22 protein-coding genes are annotated in these 25,149 nt (G+C 73.0%); 9 read left to right on the forward strand and 13 right to left on the reverse strand.

Features of this window, described 5'->3' with window-relative positions; genetic code table 11:
- Position 1 precedes the first annotated feature (1 nt).
- The 3 genes from CCO04_RS17790 to CCO04_RS17800 all read right to left on the reverse strand — a co-directional run bounded on the left by CCO04_RS17790 (position 2) and on the right by CCO04_RS17800 (position 3,297).
- Positions 2–1,741 carry a GspE/PulE family protein gene (locus CCO04_RS17790; protein WP_215815449.1) on the reverse strand — a complete coding sequence of 580 codons (1,740 nt, stop codon included), beginning with the start codon at positions 1,739–1,741 and terminating at the stop codon, positions 2–4.
- 16 nt (positions 1,742–1,757) lie between these two features.
- Positions 1,758–2,858 (reverse strand): type IV pilus twitching motility protein PilT, encoded by a 1,101-nt coding sequence (locus tag CCO04_RS17795; RefSeq protein WP_308281317.1) that lies wholly within the window; start codon positions 2,856–2,858, stop codon positions 1,758–1,760.
- A gap of 91 nt (positions 2,859–2,949) precedes the next feature.
- The gene (locus CCO04_RS17800) at positions 2,950–3,297 is read right to left on the reverse strand and encodes a competence type IV pilus major pilin ComGC (protein WP_215815450.1); all 348 of its coding nucleotides are present in this window, start codon (positions 3,295–3,297) and stop codon (positions 2,950–2,952) included.
- Positions 3,298–3,540: 243 nt separating this feature from the next.
- Between CCO04_RS17800 and CCO04_RS17805 the strand changes: the two genes are divergently transcribed.
- Positions 3,541–3,849, forward strand: coding sequence for a hypothetical protein (locus CCO04_RS17805; RefSeq protein ID WP_215815451.1), 309 nt, complete (start codon positions 3,541–3,543; stop codon positions 3,847–3,849).
- A gap of 18 nt (positions 3,850–3,867) precedes the next feature.
- Positions 3,868–4,629, forward strand: coding sequence for an alpha/beta fold hydrolase (locus tag CCO04_RS17810; protein ID WP_215815452.1), 762 nt, complete (start codon positions 3,868–3,870; stop codon positions 4,627–4,629).
- On the opposite strand, the gene CCO04_RS17815 is transcribed toward CCO04_RS17810, so the two are convergent.
- From CCO04_RS17815 to CCO04_RS17825, 3 genes are read right to left on the reverse strand one after another with little or no spacing between them, the layout of a single operon-like run.
- A complete protein-coding gene (locus tag CCO04_RS17815; protein ID WP_252373518.1) occupies positions 4,626–5,408 on the reverse strand; it encodes an SDR family oxidoreductase in 783 nt (260 codons plus the stop codon). The two genes, CCO04_RS17810 and CCO04_RS17815, sit on opposite strands and share 4 nt — an antisense overlap.
- Complete coding sequence (locus CCO04_RS17820) at positions 5,405–7,036, reverse strand: AMP-binding protein (protein WP_215815453.1); 1,632 nt, start codon at positions 7,034–7,036, stop codon at positions 5,405–5,407. Before CCO04_RS17820 ends, CCO04_RS17815 begins: the two co-directional genes overlap by 4 nt.
- 54 nt (positions 7,037–7,090) lie before the next feature.
- A complete protein-coding gene (locus tag CCO04_RS17825) occupies positions 7,091–7,522 on the reverse strand; it encodes an Lrp/AsnC family transcriptional regulator (protein ID WP_308281318.1) in 432 nt (143 codons plus the stop codon).
- Positions 7,523–7,612: 90 nt separating this feature from the next.
- On the opposite strand from CCO04_RS17825, the gene CCO04_RS17830 reads away from it, so the two are divergent.
- Positions 7,613–8,509 (forward strand): phenylalanine 4-monooxygenase, encoded by an 897-nt coding sequence (locus CCO04_RS17830; RefSeq protein ID WP_215815455.1) that lies wholly within the window; start codon positions 7,613–7,615, stop codon positions 8,507–8,509.
- A gap of 25 nt (positions 8,510–8,534) precedes the next feature.
- Here CCO04_RS17830 and CCO04_RS17835 read toward each other — a convergent pair whose 3' ends face one another.
- Positions 8,535–9,467, reverse strand: a complete 933-nt coding sequence (locus CCO04_RS17835) for a LysR family transcriptional regulator (RefSeq protein ID WP_215815456.1) — start codon at positions 9,465–9,467, stop codon at positions 8,535–8,537.
- Between the two features lie 70 nt (positions 9,468–9,537).
- Between CCO04_RS17835 and CCO04_RS17840 the strand changes: the two genes are divergently transcribed.
- Both CCO04_RS17840 and CCO04_RS17845 read left to right on the forward strand, forming a co-directional pair.
- Positions 9,538–10,881 carry an FAD-dependent oxidoreductase gene (locus CCO04_RS17840; RefSeq protein WP_215815457.1) on the forward strand — a complete coding sequence of 448 codons (1,344 nt, stop codon included), beginning with the start codon at positions 9,538–9,540 and terminating at the stop codon, positions 10,879–10,881.
- Complete coding sequence (locus CCO04_RS17845; protein WP_215815458.1) at positions 10,878–11,828, forward strand: 2-hydroxyacid dehydrogenase; 951 nt, start codon at positions 10,878–10,880, stop codon at positions 11,826–11,828. Before CCO04_RS17840 ends, CCO04_RS17845 begins: the two co-directional genes overlap by 4 nt.
- Here CCO04_RS17845 and CCO04_RS17850 read toward each other — a convergent pair.
- A complete protein-coding gene (locus CCO04_RS17850) occupies positions 11,822–12,187 on the reverse strand; it encodes a DsrE family protein (protein ID WP_215815459.1) in 366 nt (121 codons plus the stop codon). The genes CCO04_RS17845 and CCO04_RS17850 overlap by 7 nt on opposite strands.
- 118 nt (positions 12,188–12,305) lie before the next feature.
- Entirely contained in the window at positions 12,306–13,373 is a 1,068-nt protein-coding gene (locus CCO04_RS28685) for an alpha/beta fold hydrolase (RefSeq protein WP_308281319.1), read from the reverse strand.
- Positions 13,374–13,492: 119 nt separating this feature from the next.
- Here CCO04_RS28685 and CCO04_RS17860 point away from each other — a divergent pair, with 119 nt between their 5' ends.
- From CCO04_RS17860 to CCO04_RS17875, 4 genes are read left to right on the forward strand one after another with little or no spacing between them, the layout of a single operon-like run.
- Complete coding sequence (locus CCO04_RS17860; RefSeq protein WP_215815460.1) at positions 13,493–14,590, forward strand: M20 family metallopeptidase; 1,098 nt, start codon at positions 13,493–13,495, stop codon at positions 14,588–14,590.
- Entirely contained in the window at positions 14,587–15,453 is an 867-nt protein-coding gene (locus tag CCO04_RS17865; RefSeq protein ID WP_215815461.1) for a GNAT family N-acetyltransferase, read from the forward strand. Before CCO04_RS17860 ends, CCO04_RS17865 begins: the two co-directional genes overlap by 4 nt.
- A complete protein-coding gene (gene menC, locus CCO04_RS17870) occupies positions 15,450–16,565 on the forward strand; it encodes an o-succinylbenzoate synthase (protein WP_215815462.1) in 1,116 nt (371 codons plus the stop codon). The genes CCO04_RS17865 and menC overlap by 4 nt, the downstream gene beginning before the upstream one ends.
- 10 nt (positions 16,566–16,575) lie before the next feature.
- Positions 16,576–18,282 (forward strand): CdaR family transcriptional regulator, encoded by a 1,707-nt coding sequence (locus CCO04_RS17875; protein WP_215815463.1) that lies wholly within the window; start codon positions 16,576–16,578, stop codon positions 18,280–18,282.
- On the opposite strand, the gene CCO04_RS17880 is transcribed toward CCO04_RS17875, so the two are convergent.
- The 4 genes from CCO04_RS17880 to CCO04_RS17895 form a co-directional block, all read right to left on the reverse strand.
- On the reverse strand, positions 18,260–21,256 hold the full coding sequence (locus CCO04_RS17880) for a prolyl oligopeptidase family serine peptidase (RefSeq protein ID WP_215815464.1): 2,997 nt from the start codon (positions 21,254–21,256) through the stop codon (positions 18,260–18,262). The two genes, CCO04_RS17875 and CCO04_RS17880, sit on opposite strands and share 23 nt — an antisense overlap.
- Entirely contained in the window at positions 21,256–23,118 is a 1,863-nt protein-coding gene (locus CCO04_RS17885) for an ABC transporter substrate-binding protein (RefSeq protein ID WP_215815465.1), read from the reverse strand. The genes CCO04_RS17880 and CCO04_RS17885 overlap by 1 nt, the downstream gene beginning before the upstream one ends.
- A 179-nt stretch (positions 23,119–23,297) precedes the next feature.
- Complete coding sequence (locus CCO04_RS17890; RefSeq protein ID WP_215815466.1) at positions 23,298–24,200, reverse strand: ABC transporter permease; 903 nt, start codon at positions 24,198–24,200, stop codon at positions 23,298–23,300.
- Complete coding sequence (locus CCO04_RS17895; protein WP_215815467.1) at positions 24,197–25,147, reverse strand: ABC transporter permease; 951 nt, start codon at positions 25,145–25,147, stop codon at positions 24,197–24,199. Before CCO04_RS17895 ends, CCO04_RS17890 begins: the two co-directional genes overlap by 4 nt.
- Positions 25,148–25,149: the final 2 nt, after the last annotated feature.

Consider the following 25,149-nt stretch of genomic DNA (forward strand, 5'->3'; position numbering starts at 1 on the left):
GTCAGACTCCTGCGACGTAGATGGCGCGCATGACCTCGGCGGCCGTGGTGGTTCCCTCGCCGACCAGCCGGACCGCCTGCTCCTGCAGGGTGCGCATCCCCTGGCTGCGGGCGAGCTTGCGCATCTGGTCGTGGGGCGCGCGGTCAACGATCAGCTCGCGCACCTCGTCGGTGACGACGAGCATCTCGTAGACGCCGATCCGCTCCAGGTAGCCGGTGTGCGCACAGAAGTGGCAACCGGTCCCGTGCTGCCAGCCGCCGACGGGCTCGGTACCGCCGAAGCTGCGGAGGAAGGCGACCTCCTCCGGCGACGGCTGGTACGGCGCCAGGCACGAGGTGCAGCTGCGGCGGACGAGGCGCTGGGCGACGACCGCGGTCACCGACGAGGCGATGAGGAACGCCTCGATCCCCATGTCCAGCAGGCGGTAGAGGGCGGAGACGGCCTCGGTCGCGTGCAGCGACGAGAGCACGAAGTGGCCGGTCAGTGCGGACTGGACGGCGATCCGGGCCGTGTCGACGTCCCGGATCTCACCGACGAGGATCACGTCCGGGTCCTGGCGGAGGATGGACTTGAGACCGCCGGCGAACGTGATCCCGGCCGACTCGTTGATCTGGATCTGGTTGATCGAGTCGAAGGTGTACTCGACCGGGTCCTCGATCGTCATCAGGTTCTTCTCGGGACTGTTCAGCTCCCCCAGCGACGCGTAGAGCGTCGTCGTCTTGCCGCCCCCGGTCGGGCCGGCGCAGATGACCATCCCGAACGGCGACCGGATGAGCTGCGAGTAGCGCTCGGCCGTGTCGGCGGGCATGCCGAGCTGCTCCAGGCGGAACAGCGGCCGGCTCTTGTCGAGGAGCCGCATGACGACCTTCTCGCCGCCGATCACCGCCGTGGTGGCGACCCGGATGTCGACCTCGCGGCTGTCGACGTCCATCGTGATCTGGCCGTCCTGCGGGCGGCGCCGCTCGACGATGTTCATGCCGCCGAGGATCTTCACGCGGCTCACCAGGGCCGGCCCGATCGAGCCGGGCAGGTCGAGCACGTCGGTCAGCGCCCCGTCGATGCGGTAGCGGACCCGGACCCGCTCGCCCGACGGCTCGATGTGGATGTCGGACGCTCGGTCCCGCAGTGCCTGGGTGATGACCTTCTGGACCACCTGGACGACGGGGGCGTCGTCGTTGACGCTGATGGTGTCGAGCTGCTCGGTCTCGCGACGGATGCCGTCGCGTGCCTCGAACGCCTGGATGTGGCCGACCACCTCGCGGGTGGCGGGGTACGCCGTCTCGATCGCCCGGCCGAGGTCGCGCCGCGTGGTCACGAGCGGCCGGAGCGGCTGCTCCAGGACCGCCGCGAGCGCCGCGACCCGCTCGGGCGCCGGGTCGAGGACGGCCACGGTGACCGTGCCGTCGTCGACGGTGATCGGCAGGGCGTCCAGGGTGATCGCCTGGTCCCGGGTCAGCAGCGCGATCGCGTCGGCGGCCGGGGTGAGCAGGCGGAAGTCCGCGAGGCCGACCTGATGGTGGTCCGCCAGGGTGCGGGCGAGGTCGTCCTCGGTGATCGTCCCGGACGCGGTGAGCCGGGCGGCGAGCGAGCCGCCGTCGTCCTGGTTGCGCAGGGCGTCCAGCTGGTAGGGCTGGACCCGCCCGGCGCCGACGAGGATGCGGCCGAGCCGCTCGTCGTCCTCGTCGGTGCGGGCGACGGCGACCGGAGCCTCGGTCCTGCTGTGCTTGCCCTTGAGCCTCATCGGTGGCCCTCCCGCCTCACCGGCCCACGCCGACGGCGTACCGCGGCCGGGGCTCGATGTCCTTCGGGTAGAGGCTGCGCGCGACCGCGTCCTCCTCGGTCACCACACCGCTCTGGACCAGGTGGGAGAGCGACTGCTCCAGCGTGACCATGCCGTCCCGGGCGCCCGTGACGACGGAGTTGCGCAGCTGGTGCGTCTTGCCCTCCTTGATCAGGTTGCGCACGGCGGGCGTCGCGACGAGCACCTCGTACGCCGCCACCATGCCGCCGCCGACCCGCGGGACGAGGCGCTGGTAGACGACGCAGCTGAGCGCCGCGGCGAGCTGGACGCGGATCTGCGCCTGCTGCTCGGCAGGGAAGACGTCGATCATGCGGCCGAGCGACTGGGCCGTGTCGTTGGTGTGCAGCGTCGCGAAGACGAGGTGCCCCGTCTCGGCGACGGTCAGCGCGAACCCGATCGACTCCAGGTCGCGCATCTCGCCGACCAGCAGGACGTCGGGATCCTCACGGAGGACCGAGCGCAGCGCGGCGTGGAAGCTGCCCGTGTCGGTGCCGACCTCGCGCTGGTTGACCGCAGCCAGCTTGTGGTCGTGGACGTACTCGATCGGGTCCTCGACGGTGATGATGTGGCAGCCGCGGCTGCTGTTGATCAGGTCGACGAGCGAGGCCAGCGTGGTCGACTTGCCCGACCCCGTCGGCCCCGTCATCAGAATCAGACCCTGGTGGCGCAGCGACAGGTCGCGCAGGACCGCCGGCAGACCGAGGTCGTCCGGCGTCGGCACCGTCCGCGGGATCATCCGCAGCGCGACCGCCGTCATCCCCCGCTGGGTGAAGGCGTTGCCGCGGATGCGGGCGTGCTCGCGCCAGGAGAACGAGAAGTCGTACTCGTGGCTCGACGACCACACGTCGCGCTGCTCGGGCGTGAGCACCTCGGCGAGGAGTCCGTCGGTGTCGTCGGCCGACAGCGCCGGCTGACCCGGCACGGGCGCGAGCGTCCCGTCGACCCGGATCATCGGCGGCAGGCCGACGGTGAGCATCAGGTCCGTGCCGCGGGCTTCCCACAGGACGTCGAGGAGGCGGTCGACTCGTTCGCCGATGCGAGGCAGGTGATGGAACACGGTGGGTCCCTCCGATGGTCCGGTGACGGTCCGGTCCGAGTCCGGTGGAGGGTCGCCGACGCGCGGCCGGCGGCCCTCCACGGGCTCAGGCTCAGGGGCAGGCGGTGCCGCTGGCCTTGGCCGGCTCGGTGGCCGTGGCCGCCGTCAGACCGGTGACCCAGTCCGACGGGGTGTCGTGCAGGAAGCCGGCGTCCACGAGCGCGGCGAGCGTGCCCGGGTACGCGTTCTTGGAGGCGTAGTAGGCCTCGATGGCGGTGTTGACCGTGCGGTACTCGGTCTTGCACGCCGCGGTCTTGCTGTTGTTGTTGATGCCGCGGACGGAGAACACCACGATGCCCGCGAGGACACCGAGGATCACGATGACGATGAGCAGTTCGATGAGAGTGAAGCCGCGCTGGTCGCGGCGCGCCTCAGTGAGGCGATCGGAGAGTCGGCGCATGCCAGTAGTCCTTCGAGGATGAGAAAGGATTGGTAAGAAAGGAGCAGTCCCCGAGCAACCTCATTCAGGAAACGACTCGGTTCGGGGCGCCGTCACGGCAATCGGATTTTCTTTACCCGGCGATGAGATGCCGGTCCCCAACATCGGGGATAACCCCGAACCTTCGGGCGATTCGGCTGCGGGGCTTCGGTGGATCCGAGAACAATCCCGCGGACCGGTCGCGTCCTGGGCCACACTGAGCCGGTGACCACGCCGCCCCGCGCTCCCCAGGGACCGAGCAAGCAGTCCGTCGTCAACCTCTGGGACTTCCTCGTGAAGGGCGGCATCGCCGACCTGACGCGGACTCCGTCCGAGGTGATCGATACCGGGCGGACGCGCGAGCTGCATCGCTACGAGAAGGCGAAAGGCGTGCGCAGCAAGGGGATTCCCGTTCTTCTCGTGCCTCCGCTCGGGTCACAGGCGAAGTGCTTCGACCTGCGTCGGGGGCTCTCGCTGGCCGAGGACCTGGTCGGCCGGGGGCGGCCGACGTACCTGGTGGACTACGGGCCGTAGACCGGGCGGGACCGGCTCGTGGGGATCGAGCACTTCATCAACGACGTGCTGCCTCCGGCGATCCGGAAGGTGTCGGAGGAAAACGGTGGGCGCGAAGTGCACCTGGTCGGGTGGTGCATGGGCGGTCTCCTCGCCCTCGGTACGACGGCCGTCCACCAGGACCTGCCGATCCGGTCGGTCGGCATGGTCGCGAGCCCGTTCGACCTCTCCAAGCAGCCGTTGCTGCGGCCGGTCCAGCTCGCCGCGAAGGTCACCCGGGGGCGGGTCGTGGGGTCGGCGCTGAAGGCGGCGGGGTCGGTGCCGGCGCCGGTGGTGAGTCTGGGGTTCAAGGCGACGGCGCTGCCGACGTACCTCAAGAAGCCGCGCACGCTGTGGTCGCGGCGCGAGGACCGCGAGTTCCTCGGTCAGGTGCAGGCGGTCGACCACATCATGAACAACATGCTGGCCTATCCGGGGCGGGCGACGCTGCAGGTCTACCAGCGGCTGGCGCTGCGCAACGAGCTCGCCACCGGCAAGGTGCAAGGCCCCAACCACCTCGTCGACCTGGCGACCGTCACGGTGCCGGTGATGAACGTCGCCGGGCGAACCGACGTCCTCGTGCCGGCCGCGGCGGCGCACCACGTCGGCAGCCTGCTGCCCGCCTCACCGGACGTCCGGCTCCCGGTCGCGCCGGGCGGGCACCTCGGGGTGCTGACCGGCACGAAGGCGCCGGAGACGACGTGGGCGCTGCTGCACGAGTTCCTCGAGGCGCACGACCGCAGGCGCGCGAAGGGCCGCTAGCGCGCGGGATCGGGGCGGCGCAGGGCGCGGTCGACGACGGCCGGCAGGTGCCGGATGGCGACGGCGGCGAGCCGGCTGTCCCGCCCCGGTACGACGAGGAAGCCGCGCCGCCGCCCGAGCGCGCGGACGAGGGTGTCGGCGACCTGCGCGGGCGTCAGCGTGGCGACGCTCTCCTCGGCGGCGAGCACCTCGGCGGGCTTGTGGAGGTTCTCCTCCTCGAAGCCGGGCGTGAGCGTGTTGGGCGGGCAGAGCACCTTGACCGTGATGCCGTAGGGGCGGACCTCGCGGCGCAGCGCCTCGGAGAACCCGATCACGCCGAACTTCGTCGCGCTGTAGACCGTGTAGCCGAAGACCCCCGCCAGTCCGGCCATCGAGGACGTCGTGACGATCGTGCCGGTGCCCGCCGCACGCAGGTGCGGGAGCACCGCGCGCACGACGTTGATGGTGCCGAGGAGGTTGGTGGCGACCATGCCGGTGACGTCCTCGTCCGGCAGCTCGTCGAGGTAGCCGGGGCGGGCGTAGCCGGCCGTCGTCACCACCAGGTCGGGCACGCCGACCTCGGCGACGAGTCCGGCGACGGCGGCGTTCACGGCGTCCAGTGAGGTCACGTCGACCGCGCGGGAGCGGGCGTCCGGTCCCAGGCGCACGAGGGCGGCGGCGAGCTTGGTCTCCGACCGGGACAGCACCACGACCCGGGTGCCGGCAGCGACGAGGCGCTCGGCGACGGCGAGGCCGATGCCCTCGGAACCCCCGAAGACATAGGCGATGCGGGGCTTCAGACCGGTGCCTCCTCCTCGATCGTCCGGCGCAGCTGGAAGTGCTGGAGCTTGCCGCTCGTGTTGCGCGGCAGCGCGTCGATGAACCGGATGAGCCGAGGGTACTTGTACGGCGCGAGGGTCTGCTTGACGTGGTCCTGGAGCCGGCGCGCGGTGTCGTCGTCGGCAGCCACCCCTGGCTGCAGCACGACGAACGCGCACACGACCGAGCCGCGCTCGGCGTCCGGCGCGGCGACGACGGCCGACTCGGCGACGTCGGGGTGCTCGTCGAGCGCGGCCTCCACCTCGGGGCCGCCGATGTTGTAGCCCGCCGAGACGATCATGTTGTCGGTGCGCGTCTGGTAGGTGAAGTAGCCCTCGGCGTCGCGGACGAAGGTGTCACCGGTGACATTCCACCCGTTGCAGACGTACGCCGCCTGGCGGGCGTCGTCGAGGTAGCGGCAGCCGACCGGGCCGATGACCGCCAGCCGGCCGGGCTCCCCCGGCGGCAGCTCCTCGCCGTCGGAGCCGAGCACGGTCGCACGGAAGCCGGGCACCGCGCGGCCCGTCGTACCGGGGTGGATCTCGCCGACCGGCGCGGAGAGGTAGATGTGCAGGAACTCCGTGCCGCCGATCCCGTCGATGATCTCGAGGCCGAGCTCGTCGCGCACGTGCTCCCAGGTCTGCACCGGCAGGTGCTCCCCCGCGCTCACCGCGACCCGCAGCCCGGCCAGGTCGCCGATCCGGCCGGCCCCCAGGATCCGCCGGTACGCCGTCGGCGCGGTCGCGAGCACGGTGACGCCCTCGCGCGCGACGATCTCGGCGAGCTCGAGCGGTGTCGCCGCCTCGGTGAGCAGCGCGCAGGCGCCGGCCCGGAGCGGGAAGACGACGAGCATGCCGAGCCCGAACGTGAACGCGAACGGCGCCGAGCAGGCGACCACGTCGTCGGGCCGCAGCTGCAGGACGTGGCGCCCGAAGGTGTGGTCGATGGAGAGCAGGTCGCGGTGGAAGTGCGTGGTCACCTTGGGCACGCCGGTGCTGCCGGAGGTCGGGCAGAACAGCGCGACGTCGTCGGCGGCGGTCGCGACGGCGCCGGGGTCGTCGGTCGACTGGCGGGCTGCGCGGGCGACGAGGTCGTCGGCGGTGGGGCCGCCCACGGGGACCAGCGCGAGGCCGGGCGCGGCCGCGACGACGTCGTCGACGTACCGGTGGTCGACGAGCGCGAGCACCGGACGGGTGCGCTCGACCAGCGGGGCGATCTCGCGGGCACGCAGGGCGGCGAACGTGGTCACCGGGATGCCCCCGGCCTTGAGGACGCCGAGCCAGGTGGCCACCGTCCAGGGGTTGTTGGGCGCGCGCAGCAGCACCCGGTTGCCGCTGCGCAGGCCGAGCTCGCCGGTGAGCACCCGGGCCACCTGGTGGGTGCGCGCCTGCAGCTCGCCGTAGGTCCAGGTCGCTCCCGCCGGCGTGCGCAGCGCGGGCCGGTCGGCGCCGAAGCGCTCGACGGCCCGGTCGATCAGCTCCACGGCGGCGTTGAGCCGGTCGGGGTACTGCAGCTCGGGGGTGGTGAACTCCAGCACCGGCCAGAGGTCGGCGGGCGGCAGGTGGTCGCGCGCGAACGTGTCCTCGTAGCCGCTCGGCGTCAGCGTCATATTACGAGATTTGCACGATCGTTTGAGAAGGTCAATAGACCTTCGGGGGCACGCTCAGGCCTGGCCGACGTGCTCCTCGAACACCAGGACGGTCTGGGTCGCGACCACCTCGGGCAGCGCCTGGATCCGCTCCAGGACGAGCTCGCGCAGGTGCGCCGCATCGCGCGCGCGGACCAGGATCACGCAGTCGAAGTCGCCCGCGACCAGCGCGACGTGGGCCGCCTCCTCCAGCGCCCACGCCTTCTTGCGGAACGACTTCCAGGTGTTCTGCTTGATCCGCACGTGGATGTACGCCGGCAGCCCCAGGCCCAGCGCGCCCGGGTCGACGTCGATGGTGAACCCGCGGATCACCCCGCCGTCGACGAGCCGCTTGACCCGGGCGTACGCGCTCGCGCGACTGATCCCGAGGCGCTCGGCGACCTCCCGGATCGAGGTCCGCGAGTCGGCGCGCAGGATGTCCAGGATTCCGAAGTCGACGGCGTCCACGTCGGACATTCTGGCACCGATTTGCCGTCTTGGGCAGCCATTCGTCTGACCTCGCTCGCAATTCTGTGGACCGCGTCACAGACTGCAGGCATGTTCGAGGAAGCCCAGTACTTCGCGCCCGTGACCGCCGACGAGGACGGCTCCCTCAAGGTCCACCTCGGCGCCGACCACCCCGGCTTCGCCGACCCCGCCTACCGGGCCCGCCGCGACGCGCTCGCCACGCTGGCCAACGCCTGGACGCCGGGCACCCCCGCGCCGCACGCCGACTACACCGCCGACGAGCACGAGGTCTGGCGCGTGGTCAGCGAGGCGCTCGTGACCAAGCACCGCGCCTACGCCTGCCGGGAGTTCCTCGACGGCAAGGAGTCGCTGGCCCTGCCCATCGACCACATCCCCCAGCTCGCCGAGGTCAGCGACTGGCTCGCGCCGCTGACCGGCTACCGCTACCAGCCGGCCGCCGGCCTGGTGCCGCTGCGGGAGTTCTACGGCTCGCTGGCCGACAAGGCGTTCTGGTCCACGCAGTACGTCCGGCACCACTCGGTGCCGCTCTACACCCCCGAGCCCGACGTCCTGCACGAGGTCGTCGGCCACGGCAACACCCTCGCGAACCCGCGCTTCACCGCGCTCTACGAGCTCGCCGGCCAGGCCTCGCGCCGGGTCCGCTCGGCCGACGCGCTGGAGTTCGTGAGCAAGGTCTTCTGGTTCACCCTCGAGTTCGGCATCCTCTGGGAGCGCTCCGAGCTCAAGGCCTACGGCGCGGGGATCCTCTCCTCGCCCGGCGAGATCGAGGCCTTCCGCGGCATGACGATCCGGCCCCTCGACATCGGCGAGATGGGCAGCATGACCTACGACATCACCGACTACCAGAACGTGCTCTACGTCGCCGACTCGTTCAGCCAGGTCGAGGACGTCGTCGGCTCCTTCTGGGCCGACTGCACCGACGACTCGATCGCGGCGATGATGGCGCGCCACCCGGCGCACACCTGAGCACCGGCGCGGCCTAGGGCACCCACTAGGGCTTGGCGCCCCGCGCCGCCCACGCGACGAGGTCGCGGGCCGGCCCCTCGGGCGGTTGCGGTCCGCCCTTCCAGACCGCGTGCAGGCGGCGGGTGAGGTCGAGGCCCGTCACGGTGACCCGGACCAGCCGTCCGGTGGCCAGGTCGTCACGCACGGCATGGGCACCGACGGCGGCCGGTCCGGCACCGGCCGCGACAGCGGCGCGTACCGAGGCCGTGCTGGACAGCTCGAGGGCGGGCGGCGCCTGGGGCAGCCCGGCCAGGGCGCGCTCCAGCACGGTCCGGGTGCCCGACCCCAGCTCCCGTACGACGAGCGGCGTGGCCGCGAGCGTCTCCGCGCTGACCCGGCGACGAGATCGCGACGCCCACGGGTGCCCGGGCCCGACGATCACCACGAGCTCGTCGGTGCCCACCAGCCGCCGACGCAGCCCGCGCGGGGCCTCGGGGCCCTCGACGAAGCCGAGCGCGACCTCGCCGGACGCGACGAGCTCGCTGACCCGCGCCGTGTTGGTGGCGGTCATGGTGACCTCGGTGGGCTGCAGGCCCCGCTGGACCTGGTGCGCGCGCAGACCCACCAGCCAGCCCGGCAGCAGGTGCTCGGCGATGGTCAGGCTCGCCGCGATGTCGAGGTGGCCGCGGCGGTCGGCGCGGAGCGCGGCGATACCGGCGTCCAGCTCCTGAGCGGCATCGAGGACGCGGTCGGCCCACTGCACGACGAGCTCACCGGTCGCGGTCAGCTCGGAGCCGCGCTTGCTGCGCGTCACCAGGGGCTCGCCGACGAGCGCCTCCATGGTCCGCACCCGCGAGGACGCGGCCTGCTGGGTGATGCCCAGCTCGGTCGCGGCGGCGCCCAGGGAGCCGGTCCGGGCGACGACGACGAGCAGCTCCAGCGCACGCAGGTCGGGAACATGGGGACCGAGCACAGTCACAAACTAACCTTGTGAGCACCCAACCACAACCTCGTTCTGTGAGCGGCCCGCGGCCCCCAGACTCGTCAGCATGACTCTTCGCGTCGCGATCGTGGGCGGTGGCCCGGCCGGCATCTACGCCGCCGACATCCTCACCAAGTCCGAGACCCCGGTCTCCGTCGACATCCTCGAGCGGCTGCCCGCGCCCTTCGGCCTGGTCCGCTACGGCGTCGCGCCGGACCACCCGCGGATCAAGGAGATCATCAAGGCGCTCCACCGGGTCCTGGAGAAGCCCGAGGTCCGCTTCCTCGGCAACGTCGAGTACGGCGTGGACGTCAAGCTCGAGGACCTGCGCGAGTTCTACGACGCCGTCGTCGTCTCCACCGGCGCGATGGCCGACCGCGACCTCGGCATCCCCGGCGAGGAGCACTCGCTCGGCGCGGCCGACTTCGTCTCCTGGTACGACGCGCACCCCGACGTGCCGCAGACCTGGCCCCTCGACGCCACCAGCGTCGCCGTCCTCGGCGTCGGCAACGTCGCGCTGGACGTCGCCCGGGTGCTGGCCAAGACCGGCGACGAGATGCTGGTGACCGACATCCCGCCGCACGTCCACGCGGGCCTGAAGGCCAAGACGATCACCGACGTGCACGTGTTCGCCCGGCGCGGCCCGGCGTACGCGAAGTTCTCGCCGGTCGAGCTGCGCGAGCTCAACCACTCGCCCAACGTCGAGGTGGTCGTGCACCCCGAGGGCTTCGACGTCGACGAGCACGGCATGGAGCACATCGCCCAGCACAAGGCGCAGAAGATGGTGCTCAACACGCTGACCAGCTGGGTCGGCGCGGACCCGGTCGGCAAGCCGCACCGGATCCACCTGCACTTCGCCGAGGCGCCGACCGAGATCGTCACCGACGCCGAGGGCCGGGTCACCACGCTGCGCACCGAGCGCACGCACTCGCCGGACGCCGACGGCCGGGTCGAGGGCACCGGCGAGGTGACCGACTGGGACGTCCAGCAGGTCTACCGCGCGATCGGCTACCGCAGCAGCCCGCTGCCGGGGCTGCCGTTCGACGAGCGCGCCGCCGTCATCCCCAACGCGGGCGGGCGGGTGCTCGACCTCGATGGTGAGCCGATCCCCGGCACCTACGTCACCGGCTGGATCAAGCGCGGACCCGTCGGCCTGATCGGGCACACCAAGAGCGACGCCGCCGAGACCGTCGGCCACCTCCTGGCCGACACCACGGAGACCGCGCCCTCGCGCCGTCCCGAGGACGTGGACGCCTACTTCGCCGAGCGCGACGTGGACGTCGTCACGCACACCGGGTGGGAGCGCCTGGACGCCCACGAGATCGCGCTCGGCGCGGCCGAGGAGCGGCTCCGGGTCAAGGTCGCCACCCGCGAGGAGATGCTGCGGGCGGCCTCTATGTTGGAGGGGTGAGCCGCCCCACCGTCCTCCGTGTCCCGCCCCTGAGCCCCCAGCTCCACGACGCCGTCGGCGAGCAGTACGCCGCGCTCGACCTGCCCGCCGAGGGCCGTCCGGAGTTCCTGGCCGAGCACGGTGCCGAGGTCGTCGCGATCGTGTGCACCAACGGCGGCACGGTCGACGCCGGCCTGATCGGCGCACTGCCGAACCTGCGGGTGATCGCCAACCACGGGGTCGGCTACGACAACGTCGACGTGGACGCCGCGCTCTCCCGCGGGATCGCGGTCAGCAACACCCCCGGCGTGCTCGACGACGCGGTCGCGGACACGGCGCTGGCCCTGCTGCTCGCCGTACGGCGCCGGGTGGTCGTGGCCGACCTGTTCGTCCGCGCGGGCGAGTGGCAGCACGGCGAGTTCCCGCTGACCACCGAGGTCTCCGGCAGCCGGGTGGGCATCCTCGGCCTGGGCCGGATCGGCCTGGCGATCGCGAAGCGCCTCGACGCGTTCGGGTGCACCGTGAGCTACCACAACCGGCGCGAGGTGCCCGGCGTGCCCTACGCGTACGCCGCGTCCCCCGCCGCGCTCGCGGCCTCGGTCGACAACCTCGTCGCCGTCGTGCCCGGCGGCTCCTCGACCGCCGCCCTGGTCGACCGCGAGGTGCTCGACGCGCTCGGCCCCCAGGGGGTGCTCGTCAACGTCGCCCGCGGCTCGGTCGTCGACCAGGACGCGCTCGTCGCCGCGCTGGCCGAGGGCCGGCTGGGCGGCGCGGGGCTCGACGTGTTCGCCGCCGAGCCCGCCGTACCGGAGGCGCTGACCACGATGGACAACGTGGTGCTGCTTCCCCACGTCGGGTCGGCGACCCACGAGACCCGTGCCGCGATGCGGGCGCTGACGCTCGACAACCTGGCGTCCTGGCTGGCGAGCGGGACGCTGCGCACGCCCATCCCCGAGATGGCTCAGTAGCTGAACGTCGTCGCGCCCTCGTCGCCGATCCACTGCCACATCGGGATGGTGCCGCCCACCTCGGCGTTCTCGAGGAGGCGCTCGGGGTCGAGCGCCTTGGCGTGGAAGCAGATCGGGCAGACGAGGTAGCGCCCGCCGGCCGCGGCGTACCGGGCCAGCAGGTCGGGCAGCGACGGGCAGCCCTCGCACGCCGTACCGACGGCGAGGCCGGGCTGGGCGAGCCGGACCGCCTCCTTGGTCAGGAACATCAGCGTCGGCCGGCCCTGCTCGGCCGCGCCGAGGGCGACCAGGAAGGCCACCGTCACGCGTTCGGGATCCTCCAGCCCCGTGCTGAGGCTGATCACCGCTTTGCTCGACATCGTCGTCTCCTCTCGTGCGGGTGCTCCCGACGCTAGGAGCCGACGCCCCCGGGGAGCATCGGTGCCGACGCGCGACGTACGACGGCCGGTGGCGGCCGGCGCGTAGCCGGCCCAGGCCTCAGGCCAGGACGCGCACGACCGCGGCCGCGCGGGCGTTGCGCCCGGAGAGGCCGAGCTTGAGGTAGACGTTCTGCAGGTGCCGCTCGACGGTGCGCACGCTGAGCGTGAGCCGCGCGGCGATGGCGGCGTTGTCGAGGCCCTCGGCGGCCAGGAGCAGGATCTCCCGCTCGCGCTCGGAGAGGCTCGAGACCGGCGCGACGGGCGCAACCCCCGCACCTCGGTGCAGGAACTCCCGCACCTCGCGGCGGAAGACCGGCCACGCGGGCTCGTCGGCGAGCAGCACGTGGTTGCGTGAGTCGAGCAGCACCAGACGGGCGTCCGGGAGCGCGGTGGCCAGCCGCGGCCCCCACCCGGGCGCGACCCGGTCGCCCTCGGCGTGGAGCACGAGGGTAGGCACCGTGATCTCGGGCAGCAGCGGGCGCACGTCGACCTGGCCGCGCGCGATCCGGCTGCACACGGCGTTCTCGGTGTTGGTCGAGGTGCGCTGGAGCTCGTCCATCCACACCATCTGCTCCTCGGTGGCATCGGGGATGAAGGCGTGGGTGAACACCCGGCGGAAGAGCGGGTCCGGGCGTGCCCAGCCCGCGCGGATCATCGCCAGGAACGCCTCCTCGGCGGCGTCGTCCTCCTGCTGGAGGCCGCCACCCGCCATCGCGCCGTAGAGCACCAGGCCGCTCACCCGCTCGGGGTGGGCATGGGCGTAGGCGAGCGCGACGGGTGCGCCGCCGGACATGCCGAGCACGGCGAACCGGGTCAGCCCGGCCTCCTCGACGAGCGCCTCGAGGTCGGCGAGACGGCGTTCGAGCGAGAAGTCGGCGACGCCCCACTCGGAGAGCCCGAAGCCGCGCTCGTCGTACCGGACGACGGTGGCGATGTCGCCCAGGTCGTCGAGGAAGTGGCGCCAGACCGGGCTCTGCCAGTCGTGCTGCAGGTGGCTGAGCCAGCACGACACGATGAGCAGCGGCGGACCGGCCCCGTGCCGCGCCCAGGCGAGCCGGACGCCGTCGTCGGCGCGGCAGAACCGCACCTCCTGCGTCACGGCGGACGGCGGCTTCGCGGTGGCCACCTCGCCAGCGTACGCCGCCCGGACGGCCGGCGTCCTTCGTCCGTGGCCCCCAACCGGGCCCCCGAGTCTTGGCCGGGACGACAGCCTGCGGGCACCCGGAAGTCCCGATGCTGGGCGCCATGCACGATCTGGTGGCCGACATCGAGGAACTCGTCCGCTGCGAGTCCCCCTCGGAGGACCTCGCCGCGGTCGCCCGCAGTGCCGAGGCCGTCGCGGCCCTCGGCACCCGCCTGCTCGGCGTCGCGCCGGAGCGGATCGTGCTCGACGGCTGGACCCACCTGCGCTGGCGGTTCGGGGCGGCCGGGGCGAGCCCGCGGGTGCTGCTGCTCGGCCACCACGACACGGTCTGGCCGATCGGCTCGCTCGTGACCCACCCCGTCGGCGTGCACGACGGCGTGCTGCGCGGACCGGGCTGCTTCGACATGAAGGCGGGCGTGGTGATGGCGTTCCACGCGGTCGCCGCGCTGCCCGGCGCCGAGCGCACCGGGATCACCATCCTGGTCACCGGCGACGAGGAGATCGGCTCGCCCTCCTCGCGCGGGCTCATCGAGAGCGAGGCGCGCGGCTGCGCGGCCGCGCTGGTGCTGGAGGCCGCCGGCCCCGGCGGGGCGCTCAAGACCGAGCGCAAGGGCGTCTCCCGCTACGACGTGCTGGTCACCGGCCGCGCGGCCCACGCCGGCCTGGAGCCCGAGCGCGGCGTCAACGCGACGATCGAGGTCGCCCACCAGGTGCACGCCGTGGCGGCGCTCGCCGACCCCGCACGCGGGACGACGGTGACGCCGACCCGGCTCGACGCGGGCACCACGATCAACACGGTCCCGGCGGCCGCGGGCTTCGGGGTCGACGTACGGGTGCGCGACGAGGCGGAGCAGGACCGGGTCCACGCCGCGCTCCAGGCGCTGCGACCGGTGCTGCCGGGCGCGGACGTCGAGGTGGTCGGCGGACCGAACCGGCCGCCGCTGACCCCGAGCGCCACGCAGGACCTCTTCGACCGGGCGGCCACGATCGCCCTCGGGCTCGGCCTCGACCCGCTGACCGCGCTCGCCGTGGGCGGCGCCTCGGACGGCAACTACACCGCGGGCGTCGGCACCCCGACCCTCGACGGGCTGGGCGCGGTGGGCGGGGGCGCCCACGCCGACGACGAGCACGTGCTGGTCGCCGAGCTGGAGCGGCGTACCCGACTGCTGACCGCGCTCGTCACGGACCTGCTCCGATGAGCACGCTGAGCGCGGCCGGCCGGGCCGCCGACGTGGCGGCCGAGGCGATCGCCGCCTCCGGCGTGGAGATCCGCACGCTCGACGACATCGCCGACCTGGAGGCGGTCCGCCGCCTCTACGAGCACATCTGGCGCACCGGCGCGAGCAACCCGCCGGTCACCGCGGACCTGCTCCGCGCGCTGGCCAAGGCCGGCAGCTACGTCAGCGGCGCGTACGACGGCGACGAGCTGGTCGGCGCGTGCTTCGGGTTCTTCGCCGCGCCCGGGACCGACGCGCTGCACAGCCACATCGCCGGCGTGCTGCCGCAGGTGCGGGCGCGCAAGGTCGGTTTCGCGCTCAAGCTGCACCAGCGCGCCTGGGCGCTGGAGCACGGCGCGAGTGCCGTCACCTGGACCTACGACCCGCTGATCCGGCGCAACTCCTGGTTCAACCTGGGCAAGCTCGCCGCCGACGCGGTGGAGTACCTCCCCGACTTCTACGGCCCGATGGACGACGACATCAACCGCGCCGACCCGACCGACCGGCTGCTCGTGCGCTGGCCGCTGCTCGCGCCGGCCGTCGCCGACGCCTGCTCCGGGACGCAGCGCACGCTCGACGCTGCCGCGTTGCGGACCGCGGGGGCGGTCGTGGCGCTGGAGACCTCGGCCGCGGGCGGGCCGATCGTGCGGCCGTCGTACGGGCGGACGGTGCTGGTCGGCGTCCCTGCCGACATCGAGGCGCTGCGCGAGCACGACGCCTCGCTCGCCGCACAGTGGCGCGGTGCGCTGCGCGAGGTGCTCGGCGGGCTGCTCGCCGGCGGCGCGCGCGTGACGGGATTCGACCGAGAGGGCTGGTACGTCGTGGAGAGGCAGGAGACGCTGTGAGGCTGACCGGGGTGGAGATCCGGACCGTGGCGGTGCCGTTGGTGGCGCCCTTCCGGACGTCGTTCGGGACCGAGACCGTCCGCGAGGCGCTGCTCGTCCGCGCCGTCGCCGAGGACTCCGAGGGATGGGGCGAGAGCGGCGCGGGGACGGGGCCGTTCTACTCCTCCGAGTACACCCACGGCGCGGCCGACGTCCTGACCCGGCACCTGGTGCCGGCGCTCGCCGGGCTGTCCGCCTCGGGCGAGCTCGACGCGCACCGGGTCGCCCCGGCGCTGGCGCACGTCAAGGGTCACCGGATGGCCAAGGCCGCCCTGGAGACCGCGATCCTCGACGCCGACCTGCGCGGGCGCAGCGAGTCGTTCGCGCACGCCCTCGGCGCGGTCCGCACGACGGTCCCGTGCGGGGTCTCGGTCGGGATCACCGAGTCGATCCCCGCGCTGCTCGACGTGGTGGCGGGCTACCTGGCCGACGGCTACCTGCGGATCAAGCTCAAGATCGAGCCCGGCTGGGACGTCGAGCCGGTGCGCGCGGTGCGGGAGCGCTTCGGGGACATCCCCCTCCAGGTCGACGCCAACACGGCGTACCGGCGCGGCGACGTGCGGCACCTGGCGCAGCTCGACGCCTTCGACCTGCTCCTCCTGGAGCAACCGCTCGACGAGGAGGACCTGCTCGGGCACGCCGAGCTCGCCCGGCAGCTCACCACCCCGATCTGCCTGGACGAGTCGATCGTCTCGGCCCGCGCAGCGGCCGACGCCATCGCGCTCGGCGCCTGCTCGATCGTCAACATCAAGCCCGGCCGGGTCGGCGGCTACCTGGAGGCCCGCCGCATCCACGACGTCTGCCTCGCTCACGACGTCCCGGTGTGGTGCGGCGGGATGCTGGAGACCGGCCTGGGCCGGGCCGCCAACGTCGCGCTCGCGGCGCTCCCGGGCTTCGCGCTGCCGGGCGACACCTCCGCCTCGGAGCGCTACTACGCGACCGACCTGACCGAGCCGTTCGTCCTGGAGGACGGTCACCTCGCCGTACCGACCGGGCCGGGGCTCGGCGTCACCCCACTGCCCGACGTCCTCGACGAGGTGACGATCGCCCGGGAGTGGATCCCTGTCCGTTAACGTCGGCGACGTGAGCGCCGCCGACCTCCCCCGTGCCGGGCTGGCGCGCGTCCTCGCCGAGCTCGGTACGACGCTGCTCGACGTGGTGTGCGGCGACGTGCAGCGCGCCGACGAGGCGGGCGGGGCCGGTGGGGCCGCGGGCATCGGCGGGATCGTCATCCACGACCCGCTCGACGAGCCCGAGCTGCCCGAGCGTGCGCTGGTGCTGGGGGTCGGCCTGCACGAGACGCGCGAGATCGCCGACGTGGTCGGTCAGCTCGGTGCGCAGGGTGCGATCGGGCTGGTCGTGCGCGGGCCGGTCGAGGCCGACGACCACCTCCGCGCCGCCGTACGACGGGCGGGGGTGCCGGTCCTCGCGTTCGCCCGCGGCGCGTCGTGGACCCAGCTCGCCGGCATGCTGCGCACCCTCACCGCCGACGAGCCCGCGCCCGACGCGGGCGATCCCGTCGTGCCGGCGGGGACGCTGGGCCGTGCGGGCGCCGGGCTGCGCCAGGTCGTCGGCTACCAGTCGGGGATGGACGACCTCTTCGCCGTCGCCAACGCGATCGCCGCGCTGGTCGACGCGCCGGTGACCATCGAGGACCGCAACTCGCGGCTGCTCGCGTTCTCCAGCCGCCAGGAGGAGGTCGACACCTGGCGGGTGCAGACGATCCTGCGCCGGCAGGTGCCCGAGGACTACACACGCACGCTCGAGGAGCGCGGCGTCTTCCAGGAGATCTACCGCAGCGACCGGCCGGTCTGGGTGGGCCCGATCGCCGACGGTGAGCAGGGGCGCGCCGCGATCGCCGTCCGGGCCGGCGACGAGATCCTCGGGACGATCTGGGCGGTCGCGGCCGAGCCCTTCGACGAGGAGCGCGGCCAGGCCCTCTACGACGCCGCCAAGCTCGTCGCGATGCACATGGTCTGGCAGCGCGCCGACGCCGACGTCGAGCGCCGGCTGCGCGCCGAGCTGATCAGCACCGCACTCGAGAGCGGTCCGCGCACGCCCGAGACGATCCGCCGGCTCGGCCTCAAGGACGAGCCCTCGGTGGTGCTCGCGCTCACCGTCGTCGGCTCCGGCGCCGAGCTGCCGCTGCCGGCCCAGCTCGCGGTCGAGCGCAAGCGGCTGGCCGACGCCTTCGCACTGCACCTCACCGCCGTGCACCCGCGCAGCGCCGCCGGTCTGGTCGGTGACGTCGCCTACGGGATCCTGCCGGTCACCCGCGGCGGCGAGGAGCGGGCCGCGGAGATCGCGGCGGACTTCCTGGCCCGGGTCGACTCGCGGCTGCGGCCGCTGGTCGGCGTGGGCCCGCTCGCGCCGGGCAGTGCCGCGCTCAAGCGGTCGCGCTCCGGGGCCGACCGCGCGCTGCGGGTGCTGCGCTCGCGGGTCACCGGGCGCCAGGTCGCCCGGCTCGACGACGTCCACCTGGAGGCGCTGCTGCTCGAGCTCGCCGACCGGGTGCCCCAGGGCGACCTGCCGAGCGGCCCGGTCGCCCGGCTCGTCGCCTACGACCGCGCGCACCAGAGCAGCCTGGTCGACACGCTGCGGGCCTGGCTCGACGCGTTCGGCGACGTGGCGATCGCCTCGGCGGCGATGTACGTCCACGCCAACACGTTCCGCTACCGGCTGCGCCGCGCGGCCGAGGTCGGCGGCCTCGACCTGGCCGACCCCAACGCGCGGCTCGCGGCGATGCTCCAGCTGCGGCTGATGGACCTCAGCGCGACGTCGGCGGAGTAGCGCCGAGCCCGAGCTCGCGGACCAGGAAGCCGAGCCACTCCACGTCCTGGGCGACCACCACGTCGTGCCCGGTGGCCGCGCCGTGCCCGGCGTTCTCGAAGACGTGCACCAGCACCGGCGCCGTGCCCCGCTGGGCGGCCTGGAGCCGCGCGACGAGCTTGCGCGCGTGCCACGGGCGGCAGCGCGGGTCGTTGGCGCCGGCCTGGACGTAGACCGCCGGCAGCACGCCCGGTCGCACCAGCTCGTACGGCGAGCGCCCGATCATCCGGCGCACGTCGGCCGGGTCGTCCGGATCGCCCCACGCCTTGCGGATCACGAAGTCCAGGTAGGGGTCGCGCATGCCCGCGACGAGGTCGAGCAGGGGCGCGCGCGGCAGCACCGCCCGCCACAGGTCGGGCCGCGTGGTGAGGGCGACCCCGCACATCAGGCCGCCGTCGGAGCCGCCGGTGACGGCGAGCCGGTCGGTCGTCGTACGGCCGCTGGCGAGGAGGTGCTCGGCGACGGCGACGAGGTCGTCGTCGCGCACGTGCTTGGTCGCGCGGTGGGCGGCGAGGTACCAGTCGCGGCCGAGCTCGCCACCCCCGCGCAGGTAGGCCTGGACGAGCGTGCCGCCCGCGGCGACGTAGGCCGCCAGGTCCGGCTGGTACGACGGCAGCGTGGGCACGTTGGCCGCCCCGTAGGCGGTGATCAGCGTCGGCGCCGGGAGCCCGGCGTCCGCGCCCGCGGGCCGGACGACGTGGAACGGCACGAGCGTCCCGTCGGCGGCCGGCGCCTCCCCGGCCTCGACCGTGGCGTCGAGCGTCACGGCCGGCGCGACCAGGGTCTCGGCGGTCGGGGCGCCCGGCCGGTGCCGGTGCACGCTCCACGAGGTGGTCAGCGTCGAGAACGCGAAGAGGTGCTCCGGAGCGGGCGCCCCGGTGGCGAGTCCGGTGAGCGCGAAGAACGGCGCCGCGACCGCGCCGCGGCCCGGCAGCGGGACCTCACCGACCGGCGCACCGGTGCGGTCGAGCACCCGGATGCGGGCGAACGTCCGGTCGAGCTCGCCGAGGTAGAGGTGCTCCCCCACGGGCGTCAGCGTGCGCAGCACGGTCGGCCCCTCGGGCACGAGCTCGGTCCAGGTCGCCGGGTCCGCGGGCGTCGCGGAGTCGAGCGGGATCGCGACCACCCGTCCCCGGGCGGCCCCGACGTCGGTGACGGCGACGTAGCGGTCGCCGATGACGTGACCGGCGACGGTGCCGGTGCAGCCGGTGACGAACGGCCGCCACGCCCCGGCGCCGGGCGCGGTCAGGTCCCGCACCGCGACCGGGACCGGGCTGCCGACGCGGTGGCTCGCGACCAGCCAGCGCCCGTCGGCCGAGGGCTGGACGAGCGTGTACTCGCGCGAGCCGTCCGGCACGGGCACCGGCTCGACGACGGTCTCCGCGGTGGCGAGCGTGTGGTGGAAGGTCGCCTGGGCGAACTCCTCCGGCGTCCCGGTCAGCGCGAAGAACCAGAAGCCGCCGCTGTCGGCCTGCCACGAGGCGCCGCCGGCCCAGGCGCTGTGCAGCACCTGCGGCGGCGCGGGCAGCCGTTCCCCCGACGCGACGTCGACGAGCCGGATCGTGTTGTGCTCGCTGCCGTCGGTGCACACACCGATCGCGAGGATCCGCCCGTCCGGGGCGGGCGCCAGCCACGAGAGCACCTCGCCCCCGGCGAGCGCGAGCACCGGTCGGCCGGGGCCGAACGGCTCGTCGGCGACGACGACCACGGCGCCGTCGGCGCGGAACCAGCGGCCCGCGGCGTGCTTCGGCAGGTCGGGGCGGGCGCCGGCGTCGTACCTCTCGACGAGGGCGGTGAGCGCCGCGCGGTCCTGGCCGCCGAGGATCGTCCCGGTCGCGATCTCGGCCTGGCGCCGCTGCCAGGTGTGGACCTCGTCGTCCTCGGCCTCCAGCCAGCGATAGGGGTCGGGCACCGAGACCCCCGCCTGGGTGGCGATGACGTCGACGGTCCGCGTCGGCGGGTACGGCGCCGCGAGGTCGCGCTCCAGCCGCTCGAACGCGCCCGGCACCCGGTGCACCTCACCGAGGTCGAGGACCAGGTCGAAGCCGCTCCGTGCCGCGTCGACCGGCGGCGACGCGACCCCCTCGTCGAGCGCGACCGCCCAGTCGAACGGGCGCGGCGAGCGATCGGTGATCCGGACCGCGGGCCCGGAGGCGAAGGTCGTGCCGACCACGACGAGGTCGCGGTCGTCGTCGAGCCCGGCCCCCAGCAGCCCGCCGAGCGTCGGTACGCCGTCGAAGGGCGCCCGCTGCACGTGCCCGTCGTGCGCGCTGACGAGCACCCGCTCCTCGCGCTCCAGCACCCAGCGCACCGTGTCGGCCATGAAGGCGTCGCGGTCCTCGTCGTCGGCGAAGGCCCGCACCGATGCGGCCAACCGCTCCGCGACCGGGTCGCCCGTGGCGAGCCCGCGGGCGGCCAGCGCCCGCAGGTCCGCACGCAGCCGCTCGCGCGCGCCGTCGTCCAGCCCGGCGAAGCGGACCGCGGCCTCGACCCTGCCGCCGAGGTCGCTGCGGGCCAGCAGGTCCGCGTCCCCCGGCTCCGCGGCGATCCGGCGCAGCAGGGCGCGGACCGCCGGTCCCGGCGAGGTCGAGCCTCCGGCGAGGTCCATGCCGTAGACGCGGAGCCCTCCGTGCTCGCGCATCCAGGTGAGCTGGCGGTGCACCTCGACGGCGTCACCGAAGCCGTAGGAGATCCCCGCGGCCGCGGTCTCGACCGGCCCGCCGGAGCGTCCGGCGACCCACGCGTCGAGGTCGAGCCCCTCGGCGAAGCCGGACTCCAGCACCAGCGCGGTGAAGGCGTGCTGCTCCACGAGCATCCGGAACACGTGGTCCCGGAGCTCGTGGAGCTCGGCGACGTGGTGGGCCGCCTCGCCGAGCGCGACCACGCGCGCTCCCTCGGAGAGCGTGCGCAGCGCGCTCAGGTCGACGGTCCTCATCACTCGTGGAAGTACCACAGCTCCGGCGTGTACAGGAAGCTCAGCAGCGACTGGAACGACGACGGCGGTCCCGACAGCGTGTCCTTCCAGACCACCAGCGTGTGCGGGGTCGGGAAGAAGAGCACCGGCAGGTCCTCCGAGATCGTGGTGACCTCGTCGGCCAGCACCGCCGGGTCCTTCCCGAAGGTGGACTCCTCGATCAGCCTGTCGACGTCCTTGTTGCTGTAGGAGCCGAGGTTGAAGCTGCCCGTGGTGTTGAAGACGGTGTTGCTGCTCGGGTAGCCCGCGGCCAGGTAGAGCGGGCCGTAGTCCTGCATCGCCCACTCGTTCTTCTTCGCCGGGGCGAAGGAGTTGCCGTAGTTCGAGTACATGTAGTTGAGCGACTTCGTGACGACCTTGACCTCGATGCCGACCTTCTTGGCCTCGGAGACGAAGGCGACGTCCCGGGCGCCGACGTACGCCGGGGTGTTGGCCGAGGCGAGCGTGAAGCTGATCGCCTGTCCCTGGGTGATGCCGGCACCGCACTGGCCGTCCGCCGTCCCCGGGTTCTCGCAGGTCGTCCGGCCGCCCTGGTCGACCTTCCAGCCGTGGTCGGTCAGCAGCTTCTCGGCCGCCTCCGGGTCGTACGGGTAGGGCGCCTTGTCGCCGAAGGCCGGCGGGTAGGGCGAGTCCGCGCCGCCGGTGCTGTAGTTCTCGGACGCGGCGCCGTTGTAGATGCCGCGGCTCTCGACGTACCCCTTCTGGTCGATGAGGTGCTGGAGCGCCTGGCGCACGTAGGGCTGGGCGATGACCTTGTCGAAGCCGTCGACGGTGTTCTCGAAGTTGATGGTCAGCGCGTCGAAGCGGGCCGGGGCGGGCGCGCCGTAGACGTGGTAGCCGTCCTTCTTGAGCTTGTCGATCTCGGTGACGAAGCTCGAGTCGAGCGTGCCGACGGTCAGCGTGCCGGCCTTGTACTGGTTGAGCACGGCGGCCGCGGAGGTGAACGCCTTGAAGTCCACCTGGTCGAGCCGGGAGTCACCGGGCCCGCTGTAGTCGCGGTTGGGCACCAGCGAGAACGAGCCGGTGGTCGAGTCGAAGCTCTTGAGCCGGTAGGGGCCGTTGACGACCTGCCACAGCGGGTTGGTGGCGAAGCTCGACTGGTCCTCGGACTGCTTGGTGAGGAACTTGTAGATCGCCGTGGCGTTCTTCGGGTCCGTGAAGTCGAGCTTCGGGCCGCCCTCCTTGGCGATCGCCCAGTCCTGCGAGGGCATCACGTAGAGCAGCGCGAGCATCGAGAGCAGGTAGGACTCGTTGTAGGCCTTCTCCAGCCGCAGCGTCACCGTGTCGGCCGCGGTGGCCTCGGCGCTCACGCCGTCGGGGAACTGCCCGGGCGTGTAGAAGCTCCAGTTGCCGGGGCTCTCGGCCAGCGCGGCCTTGAGCAGGTCGAGCGAGAAGACGACGTCGTCGGCGGTCACCGGGTTGCCGTTGGACCACTGGTAGTCCTTGAGCTTGATGGTGACGCTCGTGCGGTCGGCGCTGACCTGCGGCGGCTCGGCCATGCTGAGCTCCTGGTCGACGACCTGGTCGCCGGCACCGCTGGGGCGGTAGAGCGCGCGCCACAGGAGGCCGCGCGCGATGACCGTGCCGTTGGCCGAGGCCGGCGGGTACGGGTAGATGTAGTTCGGGCTGAGCCCCGGGGTGAGCGCGACGGTGACCGTCCCGCCGTCCTTGGGGTTGCCCGTCTCGTCGGGGATCGCGCTGTACTTCTTGGCGACGTCCTTCGTCGATGCTCCGCCTCCGGAGCATCCCGAGACGAGGAGGGCGACCACCGCGACGAGGGCCACTCCGAGGCGGCTACGTCGCTGTCCAGGCAGGTGGTTCATTGTCTGGCTCCTAGTGCTGGTGGGTTGTGCATCGAAGATGCTGCAGGCGTCGTGCGGCTGGTTCGTCCGGCCCGACGATTCCTCGCGGGTACGTCGGTCCGGGCCGACAGCCGGTGCTGAAGGGGGGCAGGATCCGTCCGTGGGCGTCGCGTAGTAGTCGGCCACGGGCGGATCCTGACCTAGTCCGCCTTGCGCCCGACGGCGTCGCGCAGGGCGTCGGCGAGCAGGTTGAGGGCGAGGACGGTGAGGATGATGCAGCCGCCCACGGGATAGATCAGCCACCAGTAGTCGGCGGAGATGTACGTGACACCGCTGGCGAGCTGGCTCCCCCAGTCGGTCGTCGGGTAGGTCAGCCCGAAGCCGAGGAAGCCCAGTGCGGCCACGACCAGGACGGCGTCGGCCACCTGGAAGGTGATGTTGACGATGATGACGCCCATCGCGTTGGGAATCAGGTGGGTCAGGATGATCCGCCGGCGCGAGGCGCCCATCACCTTGGCGGCGAGGACGTACTCGCGCACCCGCAGCGTGAGCACCTCACCGCGCACCAGCCGGGCCGAGATCAGCCACGAGAAGGCGCCGATCACCAGGGCGAGCGTCCAGGCGTTGGCGTGGAAGCGCGCGGAGAGGATGAGCACGAAGAACAGGAACGGCACCGACAGCAGGACGTCGACCAGGCGCATCATGAAGCCGTCGACCACGCCGCCCGCGAGACCGGCCACGGCGCCGTACAGGGTGCCGATGGTGGTGGCGAAGAGCGCGGCCAGGAGGCCGATCTGGAGCGACACCTGGCCGCCCTCCATCAACCGGCCGAGCACGTCGAAGCCGTTGGTGTCGGTGCCCAGGGGGTGCCCTGGGCCCGGCGGCAGCGCGGCGTCGAGCAGGTTGACGTCGGTCTGGTTGGTCTTCCAGAACAGCGGCCCGAGGTAGCAGAACGCCACGATGAGCAGCAGCATCCCGAAGCCGACCAGGCCCAGCGGGTGGTGCTTGAGCCGGCGCAGCGCGGCGCGGGCCGAGGTGGGCTCGGGGATGACGACGGGCTCGTCGGTGCGGTCGGCGGGGGCGGTGCGGTCGGCGGCGGTCATGACGCGAGCTCGATCCTGCGGTCGGCCAGCGCCACCGCGATGTCGGCGATGAAGTTGCCGACCACGGTGAGCACCCCGCCGATCAGCGTGTAGGCCAGCAGCACGGGATAGTCCTCGCGCTGGAGGCTGTTGAGGAACAGCAGCCCCAGCCCCGAGTAATTGAAGAGCGACTCCACGATCAGGTTGCCCGCCAGCAGCACCGGGATCATCGTGCCCACGAGGGTGATCACCGGCAGGCACGCGTTGCGCAGCAGGTGCCGGGTGACGACGAGCCGCTCCGGCAGGCCCTTGGCCCGGGCGACCCGGATGTAGTCCTGGCCGAGCTGGTCGAGCGCCGAGGAACGCTGGTACTGGCTGAAGATCGCGATGCTCGTCGCGGCGATCGTGATCACCGGCAGCGCCATCGAGCGCGGATCGGTGAACACCACCCACGGCGAGTGCGACTGCGACGCCTCGGCCGGGAACAGGTCGAGCTGCTGGCTGAACACCGCGATCAGGACGAGCCCGAGCAGGAACGCCGGCGTCGCGTAGAGGACGTACGCCAGGCCGGTCGCGACCCGGTCGACGACGCTGTTGCGCCGCACCGCCTGGAGGACGCCCAGCGGGATCGCGATGAGCAGGGCGACGACGAGGCCGGCCAGCGAGAGCATCGCGCTGCGCCCGGCGTTCTGCTGGAGCAGCGTGCCGACGTTCTCGTTGAGCTTGTACGAGCGGCCGAGGTCGCCCTGGAGCAGCTGGCCCAGGTAGCTGAAGTACTGCACCACCACGGGGCGGTCGAAGCCGTTCTTCTGGTTGAAGTCGGCGACCGCCTCGGGCGAGGCGCGCTGGCCGAGGACCACGCGGCCCGGGCTGTCGGAGACCATGTGCAGCAGGAAGAAGACGACGGCGGAGATGCCGAGGAGCACCAGGACGGAGACCGCGAGCCTCCGGATGACGTACCAGGCCATGG

The sequence above is a fragment of the Pimelobacter sp. 30-1 genome, from assembly GCF_018831735.1.
Lineage (GTDB): Bacteria > Actinomycetota > Actinomycetes > Propionibacteriales > Nocardioidaceae > Nocardioides.